Here is a 14,804-nt window from a genome sequence, read left to right on the forward strand (position 1 = left end):
TTCTGGCAGGACCCCATACCTAGTTTTAGTGCGTTCCCTCTAACCTAATCGGGTCCATAGGGAGATTAGCAGCAAGACCCTGTCAATCAATGTTCCGCAGCCTCATCGGGGGATACGCGCCAAAGTAATGGCGGTCTCGTGCAGCTCCTGTACACCCCGGGTTCCCAGGCGGATGCGCACCAGGATAAGGATATCAGGATTTGTACGTTCTACACGGTAGGTTTCGTGGGGAGGGTCGGCATTATTTCTGGGACGCAATTCGAGCAGTTCCTGGTTGTCCAGCATGAAAAAGGCGTATTTTCCCCAGGCTTGCAGGGTACCGGCGGAATAGAGTTCGTAATTTCCGTCGGCGGATAAAACCAGTCTTCCGATGGAACCATCATAGGATGCGTCTATATAGGGGAGTACCGCAGGTTTAGAGTTAATCCCGTTGGCGGCGCCCGTTGCGCCGGCTTTCCGGTAGGACCCATCCCAGGGGGCGGAAACATAGATCTTAAGACGGACATCCTCAAAGACCTTCATTCGTATGCTGTCCATGGATTCCAGTTCTATATCAATGAAACGTCTGAGGGTGGTTACCGAAATATTCTGGCTGGAGACATAGAGGCCGTGTCGGGTGGCGCTGGAATTCTGCCAGGTAAAAACCTGCTGGATCTCTTCGCCGTAAAAGATGATCTCCCTATTGGGGGGATCAAAATAGATATACTGCCGGTTATCCAGGGTCCCCTGGGGGCTCACATAGTACCAAAGGCCGGTGATGAATTTTTCAAATTCCTCCCGACCCCCGTTCAGCAATTCCCGTACCCGGCGTTGTTCAATCTGGGAACCCGGAATCCGGGTAATCCGGCTCTGCTCGTAGAGTCCGTTACGGGTGTTGTAGGTATAGATAAGCTCCACCTGATCCAGAATGTTTGTCGAGTCAAAGTCCCGGCCATAAGCGGCAAGGGTAAAACTCTGCCCTTTGGCAAGACCCATCTGATAGGCCTGGGTACGTTCCGCTTCCTGAACTTGAATTGAACCATCTATACGCAGATCCGCTATTTTTCCGAAATGTATTTCATTGGGCTCCCGTTTTTCCTCCGTCCTTTCACGAAAAACGGTCAGGGTATGTTCCCCGGTATTATTCATGCCGCTTATCAGAATACAAAGACTGCGGTCTCCGATAAGGTCCTGGGTATAAATCGAGACGGTCCCCGGACGGGTAACTCCGGTTGAGGCGCTCCACAGCCGCCGGTATCCTCCCACCGCATCATCAAAAATAATATAGGTGATAAAAATAGGGCCGTCCATTTCCAAAAGATTACGGTATGCCAGGATCTGATCATCCACCATATCCCCGTTCAGATCCTGGGTGAAGACTGCCACAATAGATTCACCCGCATCCAGGGTAACCTTGGCGTTCATGGTATCCTCATAGACCATCCGTTCCACATCACTGCTTCCTCCATAGTCGGCGGTGTCCGGATTCTGGGGAATTACAACCCTGGTCTGCAGCTGTTTCTTTCCCGGTACGTTGGATCGCTGTATGGGCATAAAATACAGGAAACCGATACCCGCGGCGGTAAGCAAAAAAATCAGGGGGGTTAGAATTTTTATAATTTTGCTGGTCATAGTTTATCTGTGTTCAACTTTGATGGAAGTTCTAAGGCGGCTTTTACCTTTTCTAAAACCCGGGACAGGGTTTCTTCCAGGGTAAGATCGCTGCGGAACCCTGCTGCCAAAGCATGGCCTCCCCCGGAAAACTGCTGGGCTATTTGAGAAACATTAACCAGTCCCTTGGAACGCAGGGAACAGCGGATCTTGCCTTCGCTGGTTTCCTTAACCAATATTGATACCAGGATTTCCTTACTTTTCAAAGGGATATTAATAAAGGATTCGGCATCCTCAAATGCGGCGCCGGTGGAAGCAAGGTCTCCCTGCCGAAGTATTTGTACCGCCACCCGGCCTCCGCAATAAAGAGTCAGGCTGGCCAATACCTGACTCTGCAAAAGCAGGGAAGCAGTGGAGGCGCTTTCGTTCAACTCGCCGTATATCTCATAGGGCATGGCGCCGGCTTCAACCAGTAACTGGGCCGCCTTAAAGGTCCTGGCGGTGGTTTTTGAATAGGCAAAGGACCCTGAATCAAAATTGAGCCCGGCATAGACCGCCCTGGCGGTTTCCCTGTCCAAGCTTATATTCAGATCCCCGGCGATTTGCATGATCATTTCGCAGGTGGCGGCGGCGGTAGGGTCGATGTACCCGTCCAGGGTAGAGTGGGGGTTTAACTCATGGTGATCAATGGCCATGACCGCTTGAAATTGGGGAATAATTTCCTTCATTGCCCCGGTATGGAATTCATCGGAGGTATCCAGGATGATCAGCGCCGATTTTCCCGGCAGGTCCTGGTGTTTCTCGCTTTTCCAGACCCCGACAAGGTTCCGGATATCCATAAAGCTGAACCGCTCCGGAACAGCCGATGCATTAAGCGCCTGTACTTCCTTCCGGAGTTTTTGCAAGATATGGATCATGGCAATCTCCGCCCCAATACCGTCCGCATCCGCCGGATCATGGGTGGTAAGAACAAAATGAGTGTTTTGGGTAATAAAATCTATTATTTTTTGCCGGGAATCCAGCACGAAAAATCCTCCCTTGCCGTCATTTTATCATACTACAAAATTATATGCAGTAAAGGAAGAGGAAAAGTTGAAAAAGGCTTTACTTTTTTGCTCATTCGTAGGAACTTTTAGGGATGGTATACGAAAAAACCGGCCTGGGACTTTTATCCACCAGATCCGGGTTTAATTCTGCGGTACGGCATATCAAAAAGACAGTCGGGATTTTGGAAACCCTGGAAACCGGAGAAAACCTCTCCGATATACTCCGGAGGCCGGAGCATAGAGATTTTTCCGGCGTCAATGCCCTGCCGCTTTTTCGTTCCCTTCTTATTGATAAACTGGGATACCAAGCCCTTTCTGAAAACCCCGCTTCCATAGCTGCGGATTTCCCGGCCCTGGCCGTTGAATTCGCCCAATGGGAGGCCGTGGATTTGGTGGCCGCCTTCCACGATCCCCCTTTTCTTCTGACAGCCAATCCCAAAAACGCTGAGCAGCTTGCCTCTCTGGGAAAGGTCCGCCCCAGAGAACTTCTTACGGTCTACGTGGGCAATGCTATCCGGGATGTCCCCCAAGAGATTTGCCGGGTGGCGGCAGAGACGGCTATTGCCCTTTTCAGCGGCGGCCGGCCGGATATAGCCCCGGAATTGTATATAGCCGGCGGGAGCCTTGCAAAAAAGGTTGCAACCGCCAAGCCCGCAAGCCGGGGATCACCTCCGGTAAAGACGACCCCCCTCTATTCCGTGACGGTTACCAATGAGCTTTTCCACAACGGCAATGTGGAGGCCTGGAAGAGAATTATACAGAGTTACAACGCCAAATACCCCATGCTCAAGGTGCATGTCTATTATGGGGACGAAGCTATCCTGGATATCAATTCCCTGTTTACCTGGGGTAAGGTTAAGCATGGCGGTTCAATCCAATTTGCCGTATCCGGAAGTGATATCCGGGATGTGGCAAAGCTGCAGCGCTATTTAGCCCAGGGGTCGAGCAGCAAATTTGAGCCCTTTCTGGAAAGTCCGGAGAAGGGGGCCTTAAAATTATTCTAAATAGCAGAAAATCTATGCGGGAAACTCTCCGACTAAAGTCGGCGCCGCAAACAGCGGAGGATGAAATAAAGTTCCTGCTGGATGAGGTGAAACGGGGAACCTTGGATGCGGCCGGCGCGGTTAAAGCCCTGGACCTTTCGCGGTTAAACGAAATTCTCCACCCGCGTATCAACGCCCCCGGCGCAACTTGCAACGAAGTTTCCCGCGCAGAAGGGCTGCCGAAATGGACCGGCGGTATTTCCGGCGCGCCCGGTGCGGCGGCGGGCAGGGTCTATTTCAGCGCCGATGCCCTCCTGGAAGCCAAAGCGCTCGCCCGGCAGCGGGGTGAGGATACCCGGTGTATCCTGGTCCTGCCGGCCGCCTTTGCGGGGGATGTAAAGGCCATCAAGGCCGCCGCCGGTGTTCTCACCGCTCAGGGCGGTTATGCAGCCCACGCATCGGTGGTGGCCCGCCAGTACGGTACGGTGTCCCTGGTGGCGCCGGAGCTTAGTATTACTGATAAAACCGCGGTTCTGGGCGGCCTGAGTTTCAGCGAAGGCGATCCCATCACCCTGGACGTCCCCGGTTTCGGAATTCCATCGGTGTACCAGGGGATTGCGGAAATTTCCGAACCGGATATCACCGGATCTGCCCTCCTTGATTTTATCACCCTGGCTAAGGGGCTGATAAAGAATTTCCAAATCCGGGTAAACGCGGAAACCCCCGAAGACGCGGAAAAGGCGCTGTCCCTTGGCGCCGAGGGTATCGGCCTCTGCCGTACGGAACATATGTTTTTCAAACCCGAACGGATCAACCCCTTCCGTGAGCTAATCCTCTCCGAATCCGGCGAGGCGCGTAATAAAGCCCTGGAAAAACTCCGGGAAATGCAGTGTGATGATTTTTACCGCATCTTCAAGATCATGGCGGGGAAGCATGTCACCATCCGGCTCCTGGATGCCCCCCTCCACGAATTTATGCCCCGCAGTGATGCTGATCTGGCATCGTATATGGACCACATCTCAGCTTCCAAAGAAACAGCGCTATCCGGGGATGAAGTCCTGGCGCGGATAGAAACGCTGCGGGAATATAACCCCATGCTTGGTCGTCGGGGCTGCCGTATCGCCGTAAGCTATCCGGAAATCTACGCCATGCAGGTCCGGGCCATCGTTGAGGCGGTCCATAAAATGCATGATGAAAAGCTGGATGTCCAGCCGGAGATCATGGTCCCCCTGGTGATGAACGCAGCGGAGCTAAAGCTCATCGCCTACGGCAAGCGGGCGGAGGGGGCAAGCTATGCGGGAATTGCCGGTGTTGAAGAATTCCTGAACTGTCCTATCGGCGCCATGATCGAGCTGCCTGCCGCCGCGCTGGGGGCCGGAGACATAGCCAGGTACGCGCAGTTTTTCAGCTTTGGTACCAACGACCTGACCCAAACCACCCTGGGCCTTTCCCGGGACGATGCCGCCGGATTTTTGCCCGCCTATTCCCACTACGATCTTCTGGAGGGTAATCCCTTTAGTGTGTTGGACGAAAGGGTTAAGGAGCTTATCGCCCTGGCGGTGGACCGGGGCCGTCTTACCCGGCCGGACCTGGTCTGCGGACTCTGCGGCGAGCAGGGCGCCGACCCGGCGGCGATCCGGTTTTGTATAGACACGGGGATAAACTATGTGTCATGCTCGCCATACGCAGTACCCGCAGCTATAGTGGCGGCGGCACAAATTCTGGCGGAAAAGAAATAAGGAGGAATATTATGAAGAAATTGACAGGAACCGTGGGCGTGATTTTTGTGTTGTTAGTTGTGTCCCTAAGCGGATGTGCCAGCAGGTTTGATAAAATACAGGCCGTTATGCCGGATTTGCAGTGGAAAGAGGATGGTATATACCGAGGGCAGTATAAAATACGCCCGGTATCGGTTGTCCTGGACGTGGAAGTAAAGGATAAAACCTTAACGAACATAACCATTATTAAACATTTTAACGGCCTTGGGAAAAAAGCTGAAAAAATCACCGAAACGGTTCTGGCAAAACAAAGCCTGACGGTAGACGCCATAAGCGGCGCCACGGGGAGCAGCAAAGCTATTCTCAAAGCCATAGAGAACGCCCTGGAATAAGCAGCAAACGGAGCTACCATGTGGTTACTGAATTAAGGTTTGCGGCCGGCCAGTTATTGTGAATTTTTAAGTATCCGCCGCCGGGAACGGTGCAAAAGCCATGTGAATTAAATTCTTCTTCATCAAAGGTTAACTGGGAAGGATCCTGTTGACAGCCATAGGGGACTTTTCTGTTTTTGACATTATTGCCTTCGTACCATGTGGTATCGCAGTACAATCTTCTTCCGTCTTTCAACACGAAGACATTCCAGGCGTGGCTTTTGCCGGACCAACTTTCAATGGATGAAATATATTCATTACCTTCCAGTCGTTTTACGGTCTCGGCGGCAAAATCGGAACAGACGCCTTTTGTCGTATTGGGATTTTCATAACTTACTCTTCCATAAGGATTTCCGGAATAATTATTCCAATCATAATCGAAGTCCAATCCTATTTGATAAATAACTGCTTCAATGGCGGCGAATGCCGGGTCCTTCATCCGCTCTCTCCAGGCTAGTTGATTTAAAGTTTGCTGCCGTTTAGTGGGCCAATAAAACCGGTCGCCGGAAAAATTCCGCGATAAGGTTCTATTGCCCCCATCCCAGGTCATGGTATTTCCAAATCCCCATGATAAAACTGCATCGCCATTCCTATTATAATAAAAATTGTAAATAGCCTTTGTCTTAGGATAATTTTTTTCTACATATTCTTTTATATAATCCGGAATATATTCTTCTGATTTTATTACCGAATCAAAGTCTACCTGTGCGCACACCATAAAAGGCAAAAATAAAAAAAGAAAAAATGCTAATTGGTTCTTCATCACATTCCTCTTAATATAGCCCGGTCTCCGAAAAAAAGCCGACCCGGACATCAGTCCAAGCCGGCTCTTCTTAAATTTCTCTTCCTTTATTCGCCTTCTGTGCCTTTGCGGTTTTTATTCCTCTTCGTACCCATTCTAATTACTTCGCACGTGCCAATGTAACCGCCGATGTTACCACAATGTCCTCCACCGAGGCGCCCCGTGAAAGGTCGCTGATCGGTTTGGCGAAACCCTGGAGGAAGGGGCCGAAGGCTTCGCCCTTACCCAGGCGCTGTACCAGTTTGTAGCCGATGTTGCCCGACCCCAGATCGGGGAATACCAGGGTGTTGACCTTGCCCTTGATGGGGCTGCCCGGGGCCTTTTTATCGGTTACCGATGGGACCAGGGCTGCATCGGCCTGGATCTCGCCGTCGATTATCAGGCCCGGGGCCTTGGCTTTTACCTTTTCCAGGGCTTCCCGCACCTTGAGTACGTTGGGGTGATCCCCCCCGGAGCCCTTGGTGGAGAAGGATAACAGGGCTATCACCGCGTCAACCCCGAGGAATTCCTTACAGGATTGGGATGCGCTGATGGCGATATCCGACAACTGGTCTGCAGTGGGATCAGGGACCACGGCGCAATCCGAGAAGATCAGGGTACCGTCAACCCCCCAGACCTTGTCCGTGGTTTGTACCACAAAGCAGGAAGAGGCGGTCTTTGAACCGGGAATGGTACCGATAATGGCAAGCCCCGCCCGGAGCACATCCGCGGTAGCGCTTTCGGCGCCCGCAACCATGGCGTCCGCATCCCCCAGGTGAACCATCATGGCCCCCCAGCGCAGGAAGTGGATCATATCCTTCTTAGCCTGCTCTTCGGTCATGCCCTTGTGCTTCCGCAGTTCGTAATATTCATGGGCGTATTTTCCCGCCAGGGGTGAAACCTGGGGATTGATGATGTTAATACCCCCTAAATTGACCCCTTCCTTTTCGGCCACGGTCTGAATCTCCGATTCCTTACCCACCAGGGTTACCGAAGCGGCCAGCTTTTCATCCAGGATGACCCGGGCCGCCCGGATTGTCCGGGGTTCGGTTCCTTCGGCCAATACCAGCCGTTTTTGCAGGGCCTTTGCCTTCTGCCGCATGTCGTTTACAAAATCCATATTTTTCTCCTTTAGGTTACATTAATTTAAAAACGCTGCATTTAGCATAGCTTGAATACGGGGAACACGCAAGGGGACGGTTCCCTCTGATTCCTTTCCAAGCCTATTGACGGGAAGGCGATCAACGGTAATTATTAACATTGGAGCTTATTAATGACCGATGTTCACAACGATGTGCTGGAAGATGAGGATTTTGATACGATTTTATCCGAGGATATCGATTTTTCCGGTACCCTCAACTTTGAAAAACCCTTTCTGATCCGGGGGAAACTTTCCGGAAATATAGAAGCCCAGGGCCTTTTGGTGGTTGATGAGGGCGCGGTGGTGGAGGCGAATATCAACGCCCCCAGGGTGGTAATCCGCGGGTCTGTAACCGGGGATATCACCGCTTCGGAAAAGGTGGAAGTCTCGGTAACCGGCAGACTGAACGGCAATGTTACTGCCCCGGATATTTTTATGGATACCGGTTGTGTGTTTAATGGTCGGTGTACCATGGAAAAACAGGATAATACGGAATAGGAATGAAGAAGGGTTTTCTTTTCTCAGGGGGGATGGTTCTGTTTCTCATGTTCCCCTTGTGGCACGGTTTTGCTCAAAATCAGCTCGATGCTTTGGCTGAATATCGGGATCGCAAGTATGAATCCGCCGTTACTATCTGCAAAAGCGAATTACGGGTGAATCCTAACAATCTAGAGTCTCATGTGGTGCTCTGCTGGAGCCTTATCAGCCTTGGCCGGTACGAGGAAGCCCTGAATTATGCCCGACAGGGCCGGAATCTTAGCCGTTACGACCCAAGGATCATCGAAATTCTGGGGGAAATCAGCTATTACCAGGGCAGCAACAGGGATGCCCTTGAGTATTTCCAGGAGTATGTTAACCTTGCCCCCGAGGGAGGCCGTATTGATATGGTCTACTATTTTATCGGGGAGATCTTCATCCGCATGGGCCGTTTTCGGCATGCGGATATTGCCCTGTCAACGGCGGTGCACTATATGCCGGGAAACGCCGCCTGGTGGACCCGTTTGGCCTATGCCCGGGAAAACGCCGGCCGGGAAAATGCCCGGGAACTGCAGGAAGCGATCCGCGCCTATGAGCGGGCCCTTTTACTGAATGCCCAGTATTCCGATGCCCGCCGGGGGTTGGAACGTACCCGGCAGGCCTTGGCAGCCATAACGATCCGCTAGAAGCCATGGTATCCGCCTCTATCCGGACCCTGGGCTGTAAATTAAATCAGATCGAAGGTGAATCCATAGCCGAAGCCTTTAGCCGCGAGGGTTTTTCCGTAAGCGCCGGGGATTTCGCGGACATACTGGTGATCAATACCTGTACGGTTACCTCCAAGTCGGAGCAAAAGGCCCGGCGGCTCATCCGCAAAGCTTTAAAGGATAACCCCGGTTCCTGTATTATCGTCACCGGCTGTTATGCCCAGCTGGAAGCCGATGGTATCGCCGCTTTGGCGGAAGGGGAGCCCCGGCGTCTCTTTGTGCTTACCGGTGACCATAAGACCTTCCTCCTGGACTTACCACGGTATTTACGGGATACGCTTGACACTGGCCTGTCCCAAGCCCTGGAACGGTTTCTGGAGCAGGGTAGGGCGGAAGCTCCCAGGGATCCGTTGGATCCCTTTCGGTTTAACGTAACGGACTTTTCCTTCCACTCCCGGCCCTTCATGAAAATTCAGGATGGCTGTAACCATGCCTGCTCCTACTGCCGGGTAAGCCTGGCACGCGGCCCCAGCGTAAGTTTGGATGCGGAAACCCTCCTATCCCGGCTGCGGGCGCTGGAGGACGCCGGCCACGGGGAAGCGGTACTCACCGGGGTAAATCTCAACCAGTACTGTTCCGCCGGCCTGGATCTGGGAGGCATCCTTGAATATCTCCTGGCAAATACCCAAACCATAGCCCTGCGGCTCTCTTCCCTTGAACCGGACGGTATGACCGAGCCTTTTCTCCGGATCCTGTCCAACCGGCGTATCCGCCCCCATTTTCACCTGTCGATTCAGTCCGGCAGCCCGCAAATCCTGGAGCGGATGCGCCGCAGTTATGGTCCGGCGACGGTGGAAAACGCCGTCCGCCGCCTGCGGACCCTGCGGGAAGACCCGTTCCTGGCCTGTGATATCATCACCGGTTTCCCCGGCGAAACCCCCGGCGAGTTTGCCAAGACCCACGAACTCTGCCGCCAGGCCGGTTTCGCCTGGATCCACGCCTTCCCCTATTCCCGGCGCCCCGGGACCGAGGCCTGGAACTTTACGGAAAGCGTTCCAGAACGGGAAGCGGTGAGCCGGGTGGAATCCCTCATAAACCTGGCCCGGCAGGGGAGGGCCGCCTATATCGGCCGCTGGTCTGGGAAAACCGTGGAGGCCATAGCCGAAGATGGCAGGCAAGGCGCCGCGATGATCGCCCTATCGGAAAATTACCTCAAGCTGTGCCTCTCCCCGCAGCCGGGACAACCCCTTCCGCCGCCGGGAACCGTCCTCCAATGCAGGGTCCTGGGGCTCCCGAAACCGGCGGAACCCCATTTTGATGCAATTGCGGAGTTCAAGTCTTGACTTTTACTTGTGTAATCGGATAAAATAATTTGACCCGGGCCGCTAGCTCAGTAGGTAGAGCAACGCCCTTTTAAGGCGTGGGTCGCCTGTTCGAATCAGGCGCGGCTCAAAATTGATGTATTATAAGGTAAGATTGGATTCCGCCTTTTTTGAGGAGTTTGGTTACAGATAACCGCCGCCGTAAACAATAGGAGTAGGAAGACGTGAATGTGGTAAAAGAAAACATTTTTATCGCATGGGGCGGTAATCAACCTCTTGCAAAATTAGTGGGCCAAGAGGTACAAAAGCATGGATATATCAGTGTTGTTGGCGGCGGCGCCCCAACCGATACGTTTATCGGTACACAAGTTTTCTCCCAGATCAAACAATGTACTCAGGCAATAATTTTAGTAGAAGGCTCCGGCGCCGGGGATGGAGGGTCCTTCAAATTCAACGATAATTTAATGTTTGAGTGGGGGTATCTCACTGCAAAATTACAGCCAAATAAAATACATGTATTTTTAATTAATATGTCTGTGCGGAATCTACCCAGTGATCTTTCCGGTTCCTGGGCAACTGAGGTGGATGGAAAAAGCATATCAAAAGAAGAACTGGCGGTAGAAATCGCAGGAATATTTAATATAAATGCTTCAAAGCCCTCACAAATGAACAAACTTGAAATTTTTCATTCCTGGGAAAATATAAAACGGATGCTTGATGCGCATATTCGCGGTACTCCCGAATGTTCAGAATGTGATATGGCAAATTATTTGCTTCATAGTATAGAGCCTTGTTATTATAACATGGAAGAAGAATATACAGAATCATTATTACAAAAGCTAAATCCATCTTCACCGATTTTAGGATTTGCAATTCAAATTATGAAAGGTAACTTTGCCCTATTTACAGAAACGAACAATCTGCTAACTCCATTATCCTTTGACAAATTTGACGATTTAAAATCAATTTTTGAAAGCCAATTTGATTTTTCTGTGCAGGATGATAATTTGAATGATTGGTTCAAATATTTTTGCGCAATCAGGCTTTCATTAGTTTATCGAACAATAGCGATAAATCCTGAATTACTGGAAGATGAAAAACAACTTTATCTTGAAAAATCCCTGGCATATTGCGAAAAGGCGCTTGAGAGCCTTAACCTTATTCGGATTAAATTTCCACACGACGCTTCGTATGTAAAATTATATGAAGGTTATCTTTACAGAGACATATATATTGTAAAACTAGAGGCCGATGATCGTAATGCCGCAAAAGAATATTTGAAAAAAGCCGTAGAAGCCCGAAAAAGCTTTTATCTGGCTTATAAACAAACTTATCCCCAGGACGCTGTCTTAATTAAAAGCTTTGCACAGGAATATTATTTGGCACTGATAGATCAGGTGAATTTTTCAGAAGATAAAATTGAGGCTATTGAGATAAAAAGAACGATAAACTCGTTTTTACAGCGGCTGGAAAAAGAATCGGTAAAACAATATACGGTACTGGAACAATTAAGGAAAAAATGCGACGAGATAAATAATAAATGACCCCCGTAGGGAGATTTAAAGGAATAATTTATGCTTGAAAAAGAAAATTATCTAAATAAAATCGCAACCTACAAAAATGTCGTGATACAGTGCCACGATGCGCCGGATGCGGATGCCATCGGCTCCGGATACGCCTTGCAGTGTTACTTGAAATCTCTCGGGGTTTCGGCCAAATTGATTTACGGCGGACAGAATGAAATATCCAAGCCCAACCTACGGATGCTGATCAGTGCGTTAAAAATTGACCTCCTAAAAGTTTCCGCCTTGCCTGCTGAAACCGACTTACTGCTTACTGTTGATTGTCAATACGGTGCAAGCAATGTCCAAAAATTTGCTGCGCCTGCGGTAGCGGTCATCGACCATCATCGCGCCGAAATCGCCGATGGTGACAACGTACTGATCCGCCCTTCCTTGGCAAGCTGCGCCACCCTGGTTTGGGATTTACTGCGGAACGAAAATTTTGAAATTGATAAAAATTATAGCGTCTGCAACGCCCTTTATTACGGGCTGTTTACCGACACTAACGAGCTGTCAGAAATGCGTCATCCCCTGGACCGCGACCTCTCCGACTTGCCCTACGACGCAGCCTTGGTACGTAAACTAAAAAACTCGGCGATCACCTTAGATGAACTGACCATCGTGAGTAACGCACTAAAAAATTATCAGGTATTTAATCGTGTCGGGCTGTTTCAGGCAAGTCCGTGTGACCAAAATCTGCTCGGTTTTACCAGCAGCATTGCCCAACAAATTGATGGGCTGGACTGCTGTGTCGCTTATTGCGTCCAACCATCGAGTATCAAACTCTCGATTCGGTGTTGCACCCGGGAAATTATGGCAAATGAGTTTGCCGCATTTTTGTGCGCCGGTGTTGGGAGCGGTGGCGGCAATCTCGAAAAGGCAGGCGGAGCCATCAACGCAAAGGAATGTCTTGCGGGCCCGGCGGCTTTTTTGACCAACCGCATAAAAGCGTATTTAACGAATTTTGAATTGATTTATGCTGAGAATAATTGTGATGATTTTTCGACCATGCGCCGGTATCGCAAACTTCCGATCCGCGCCGGATTTGCGCGTTCAACGGATATTTTCCCGCTGACTGCGAACAGGAAAGCTGCGAAAATAACGATCCGTACTTTGGAAGGCGATATTGATATTACGGTCGCTGAGGATATTTACCTTATGATCGGCATTCAGGGAGAAGTTTATCCGATTCGGCGCGAAAGATTCGAGCAGAGTTATATCCGTTTAAATACCAAATGCGAGACGACGCTGGAATATTCGCCCACCGTAACCGATCAACGAACCGGCAAAAAATTACCCCTGATCCCGTTTGCCGAAAATTGTCTGCCCCGCGAGGAAAAATTTGTTCGCGCCCGCGAACTGCGGAAGGACACGAAAGTTTTTAGTTCCTGGGATAACGAAAAATACTTTTTAGGACGCGCCGGAGATTTTTTTGTAGTGACCGAAAATGATTTCAACGACTGCTATGTGATCACCAAAGACATTTTTCGCAAAAGCTACACAGAAGAGGCCTGAACTATCATCCGACCGGACTGATAAGAGCAGGCCACATCCCGTTGCCATTATGTCCCCTTTTGGGATAAACACATAAAGGAGTAAGATATGAGTGACGCGGAGGAATTTAAAAATCTGCTCGCGGAGGCAGAGAACGGCAATGCCGAGGCAATGGCCGCAGTGGGAATGGCCTACGGTCAGGGTACAGGCACGGCTGTAGACGGGGAACAGATGTTGCTATGGCTGAGGAAAGCTGCGGCCGCCGGGAGTGTGGAGGCGAAAGAGTCACTGGCAGAGATGTTCAGGATATGGCTTTCTGAGGCGGAGAACGGCAACATCGACTTACTGAATGCCGTGGGCGCCGCCTATTTACAGGGCATTGGAACCGAGGTTGATTATCAGCAGGCAGTGGCTTGGTTCAAGAAGGCTGCTGCCCGGGGCAACGCCGCGGCTAAATTCCAGGCTAAAGGCGCGCTAATACTTGCAGAAGTCCTGCTGCCTTCCCGGAATTTTAAGGAACTTTTTGACGGGGCACAAAGGGGGGACGCAAAATTCCAGTACAGTTTGGGTTTCGCCTATTTAAGGGGCTATGGAACGGAGGTCGATGGTAAGCAGGCTGTTTTCTGGTTTCAGAAGGCCGCCGACCAAGGCCATGCGGATGCGAAACAGGTGCTTCCCCAGGTGGAATTACTCATTCAAACCGGGGCTGAGAATTTTGACACCGTAGTGCCCATCAATGCGATTAAAAGAACGGCGGGAAAGCACCAGATCCTATATTCCATCATTCTTATGGCTGCGGTGAGTTACATTACCACGGGTCTTAACATAGGCTGGCTGCGTTCCTTCGCAATTATTTATAACATCTTTTCGCTTTTATGTATCCCCCTTGGAATTTTATCCGGTATTATGGCAGTCATCAAACCTAAACGCTTAGTGATCTTCGGTATAATTTTTTGGATACTCTTTATTATCCTCATTCCGATCGGCATAGGAACGAGCGTTCACTACGTAAAAGGCCGTAAGGCCGGAAATCCTGTTTCAATTGTGTTACAGAATCCCTTTGAAGCCGTACGTAAACAATTTTTTGGTGCAAGCAAGCCCAAAGAACCGGTTGAAATAGTATATACCCTGGACGTGCAAAGTGAAAACGGCGCGGCGAAAATTTTCAACGTGATCTTTGGGAAAGACGAAACCGTAATACGCCTTATCCGCACCACAGGTTCCCACAAAGCCGTATCCATCGCATCTCCGGGCGAGGCCAACAGTTTTTATGTACAGGATAAGGAGAGCGGGGAAACCTGGCCGCTTAAGGAAATGCGCTTACAGGACTACGATGATGCCTCCGGGGTGGATCTTGTTTTTGAACCCCTTAAAAGCCGCAGCTTCGACCTTATCGAAGGCAAGGACACAAGCAAATCCGCCTGGCATTTCAGGAATGTCAATGTGGAAGGAAAGTAATGCATACAGAAACCCTGCCTGCGAAAGGAGATTAAGCCGATGAGCGATAAACAAAAACCAGACCCAATTGAAGAACGCCAAATCCGCGTATTCA

Annotated in this window: 13 protein-coding genes and 1 tRNA gene; 10 read left to right on the plus strand and 4 right to left on the minus strand. The window is 50.5% G+C overall.

Annotated elements, in window-relative coordinates:
* Nucleotides 1-102: 102 nt before the first annotated feature.
* The gene (locus LQZ19_RS13010; RefSeq protein ID WP_411048104.1) at nucleotides 103-1,611 is read right to left on the minus strand and encodes a pallilysin-related adhesin; all 1,509 of its coding nucleotides are present in this window, start codon (nucleotides 1,609-1,611) and stop codon (nucleotides 103-105) included.
* On the minus strand, nucleotides 1,608-2,615 hold the full coding sequence (locus tag LQZ19_RS13015) for a DHH family phosphoesterase (RefSeq protein WP_411048105.1): 1,008 nt from the start codon (nucleotides 2,613-2,615) through the stop codon (nucleotides 1,608-1,610). Before LQZ19_RS13015 ends, LQZ19_RS13010 begins: the two co-directional genes overlap by 4 nt.
* Nucleotides 2,616-2,728: 113 nt before the next feature.
* Between LQZ19_RS13015 and LQZ19_RS13020 the strand changes: the two genes are divergently transcribed.
* Genes LQZ19_RS13020 through LQZ19_RS13030 form a run of 3 tightly spaced genes read left to right on the plus strand, consistent with a single transcriptional unit; the run spans nucleotide 2,729 to nucleotide 5,729 of the window.
* Nucleotides 2,729-3,640 carry a hypothetical protein gene (locus tag LQZ19_RS13020; RefSeq protein WP_411048106.1) on the plus strand — a complete coding sequence of 304 codons (912 nt, stop codon included), beginning with the start codon at nucleotides 2,729-2,731 and terminating at the stop codon, nucleotides 3,638-3,640.
* Nucleotides 3,641-3,654: 14 nt separating this feature from the next.
* The gene (locus tag LQZ19_RS13025; protein ID WP_411048107.1) at nucleotides 3,655-5,358 is read left to right on the plus strand and encodes a putative PEP-binding protein; all 1,704 of its coding nucleotides are present in this window, start codon (nucleotides 3,655-3,657) and stop codon (nucleotides 5,356-5,358) included.
* A gap of 11 nt (nucleotides 5,359-5,369) precedes the next feature.
* A complete protein-coding gene (locus LQZ19_RS13030; RefSeq protein WP_411048108.1) occupies nucleotides 5,370-5,729 on the plus strand; it encodes an FMN-binding protein in 360 nt (119 codons plus the stop codon).
* A 13-nt stretch (nucleotides 5,730-5,742) separates the two neighbouring features.
* Here the strand turns inward: LQZ19_RS13030 and LQZ19_RS13035 are convergent, their stop codons facing one another.
* Both LQZ19_RS13035 and pta read right to left on the minus strand, forming a co-directional pair.
* Nucleotides 5,743-6,207: a hypothetical protein gene (locus tag LQZ19_RS13035; protein ID WP_411048109.1), complete on the minus strand. Its 465-nt coding sequence runs from the start codon at nucleotides 6,205-6,207 to the stop codon at nucleotides 5,743-5,745.
* Nucleotides 6,208-6,670: 463 nt separating this feature from the next.
* Nucleotides 6,671-7,669 carry a phosphate acetyltransferase gene (gene pta, locus LQZ19_RS13040; RefSeq protein WP_411048110.1) on the minus strand — a complete coding sequence of 333 codons (999 nt, stop codon included), beginning with the start codon at nucleotides 7,667-7,669 and terminating at the stop codon, nucleotides 6,671-6,673.
* 153 nt (nucleotides 7,670-7,822) lie between these two features.
* Between pta and LQZ19_RS13045 the strand changes: the two genes are divergently transcribed.
* From LQZ19_RS13045 to LQZ19_RS13075, 7 genes are all read left to right on the plus strand, one after another.
* On the plus strand, nucleotides 7,823-8,188 hold the full coding sequence (locus tag LQZ19_RS13045; RefSeq protein WP_411048111.1) for a bactofilin family protein: 366 nt from the start codon (nucleotides 7,823-7,825) through the stop codon (nucleotides 8,186-8,188).
* Nucleotides 8,189-8,190: 2 nt separating this feature from the next.
* Complete coding sequence (locus LQZ19_RS13050; RefSeq protein WP_411048112.1) at nucleotides 8,191-8,853, plus strand: tetratricopeptide repeat protein; 663 nt, start codon at nucleotides 8,191-8,193, stop codon at nucleotides 8,851-8,853.
* 5 nt (nucleotides 8,854-8,858) lie between these two features.
* Complete coding sequence (gene mtaB, locus LQZ19_RS13055; protein WP_411048113.1) at nucleotides 8,859-10,217, plus strand: tRNA (N(6)-L-threonylcarbamoyladenosine(37)-C(2))-methylthiotransferase MtaB; 1,359 nt, start codon at nucleotides 8,859-8,861, stop codon at nucleotides 10,215-10,217.
* Nucleotides 10,218-10,253: 36 nt separating this feature from the next.
* A tRNA-Lys gene (locus LQZ19_RS13060) sits at nucleotides 10,254-10,326 on the plus strand.
* A 94-nt stretch (nucleotides 10,327-10,420) separates the two neighbouring features.
* Entirely contained in the window at nucleotides 10,421-11,740 is a 1,320-nt protein-coding gene (locus LQZ19_RS13065; RefSeq protein ID WP_411048114.1) for a TIR domain-containing protein, read from the plus strand.
* A gap of 30 nt (nucleotides 11,741-11,770) precedes the next feature.
* On the plus strand, nucleotides 11,771-13,273 hold the full coding sequence (locus tag LQZ19_RS13070) for a DHH family phosphoesterase (protein ID WP_411048115.1): 1,503 nt from the start codon (nucleotides 11,771-11,773) through the stop codon (nucleotides 13,271-13,273).
* A gap of 87 nt (nucleotides 13,274-13,360) precedes the next feature.
* Nucleotides 13,361-14,710, plus strand: coding sequence for a tetratricopeptide repeat protein (locus LQZ19_RS13075; RefSeq protein WP_411048116.1), 1,350 nt, complete (start codon nucleotides 13,361-13,363; stop codon nucleotides 14,708-14,710).
* Nucleotides 14,711-14,804 lie beyond the last annotated feature (94 nt).

Source organism: Treponema primitia (assembly GCF_046533075.1).
Classification (GTDB): domain Bacteria; phylum Spirochaetota; class Spirochaetia; order Treponematales; family Breznakiellaceae; genus Termitinema; species Termitinema primitia_B.

Excerpts from the sequence above, each read along its gene's own strand:
- LQZ19_RS13010 (WP_411048104.1), bottom strand. The coding sequence starts at position 1,611 with ATGACCAGCAAAATTATAAAAATTCTAACCCCCCTGATTTTTTTGCTT.
- LQZ19_RS13020 (WP_411048106.1), top strand. The coding sequence starts at position 2,729 with ATGGTATACGAAAAAACCGGCCTGGGACTTTTATCCACCAGATCCGGG.
- LQZ19_RS13025 (WP_411048107.1), top strand. The coding sequence starts at position 3,655 with ATGCGGGAAACTCTCCGACTAAAGTCGGCGCCGCAAACAGCGGAGGAT.
- LQZ19_RS13030 (WP_411048108.1), top strand. The coding sequence starts at position 5,370 with ATGAAGAAATTGACAGGAACCGTGGGCGTGATTTTTGTGTTGTTAGTT.
- LQZ19_RS13035 (WP_411048109.1), bottom strand. The coding sequence starts at position 6,207 with ATGAAGGACCCGGCATTCGCCGCCATTGAAGCAGTTATTTATCAAATA.
- pta (WP_411048110.1), bottom strand. The coding sequence starts at position 7,669 with ATGGATTTTGTAAACGACATGCGGCAGAAGGCAAAGGCCCTGCAAAAA.
- LQZ19_RS13045 (WP_411048111.1), top strand. The coding sequence starts at position 7,823 with ATGACCGATGTTCACAACGATGTGCTGGAAGATGAGGATTTTGATACG.
- LQZ19_RS13050 (WP_411048112.1), top strand. The coding sequence starts at position 8,191 with ATGAAGAAGGGTTTTCTTTTCTCAGGGGGGATGGTTCTGTTTCTCATG.
- mtaB (WP_411048113.1), top strand. The coding sequence starts at position 8,859 with ATGGTATCCGCCTCTATCCGGACCCTGGGCTGTAAATTAAATCAGATC.
- LQZ19_RS13070 (WP_411048115.1), top strand. The coding sequence starts at position 11,771 with ATGCTTGAAAAAGAAAATTATCTAAATAAAATCGCAACCTACAAAAAT.
- LQZ19_RS13075 (WP_411048116.1), top strand. The coding sequence starts at position 13,361 with ATGAGTGACGCGGAGGAATTTAAAAATCTGCTCGCGGAGGCAGAGAAC.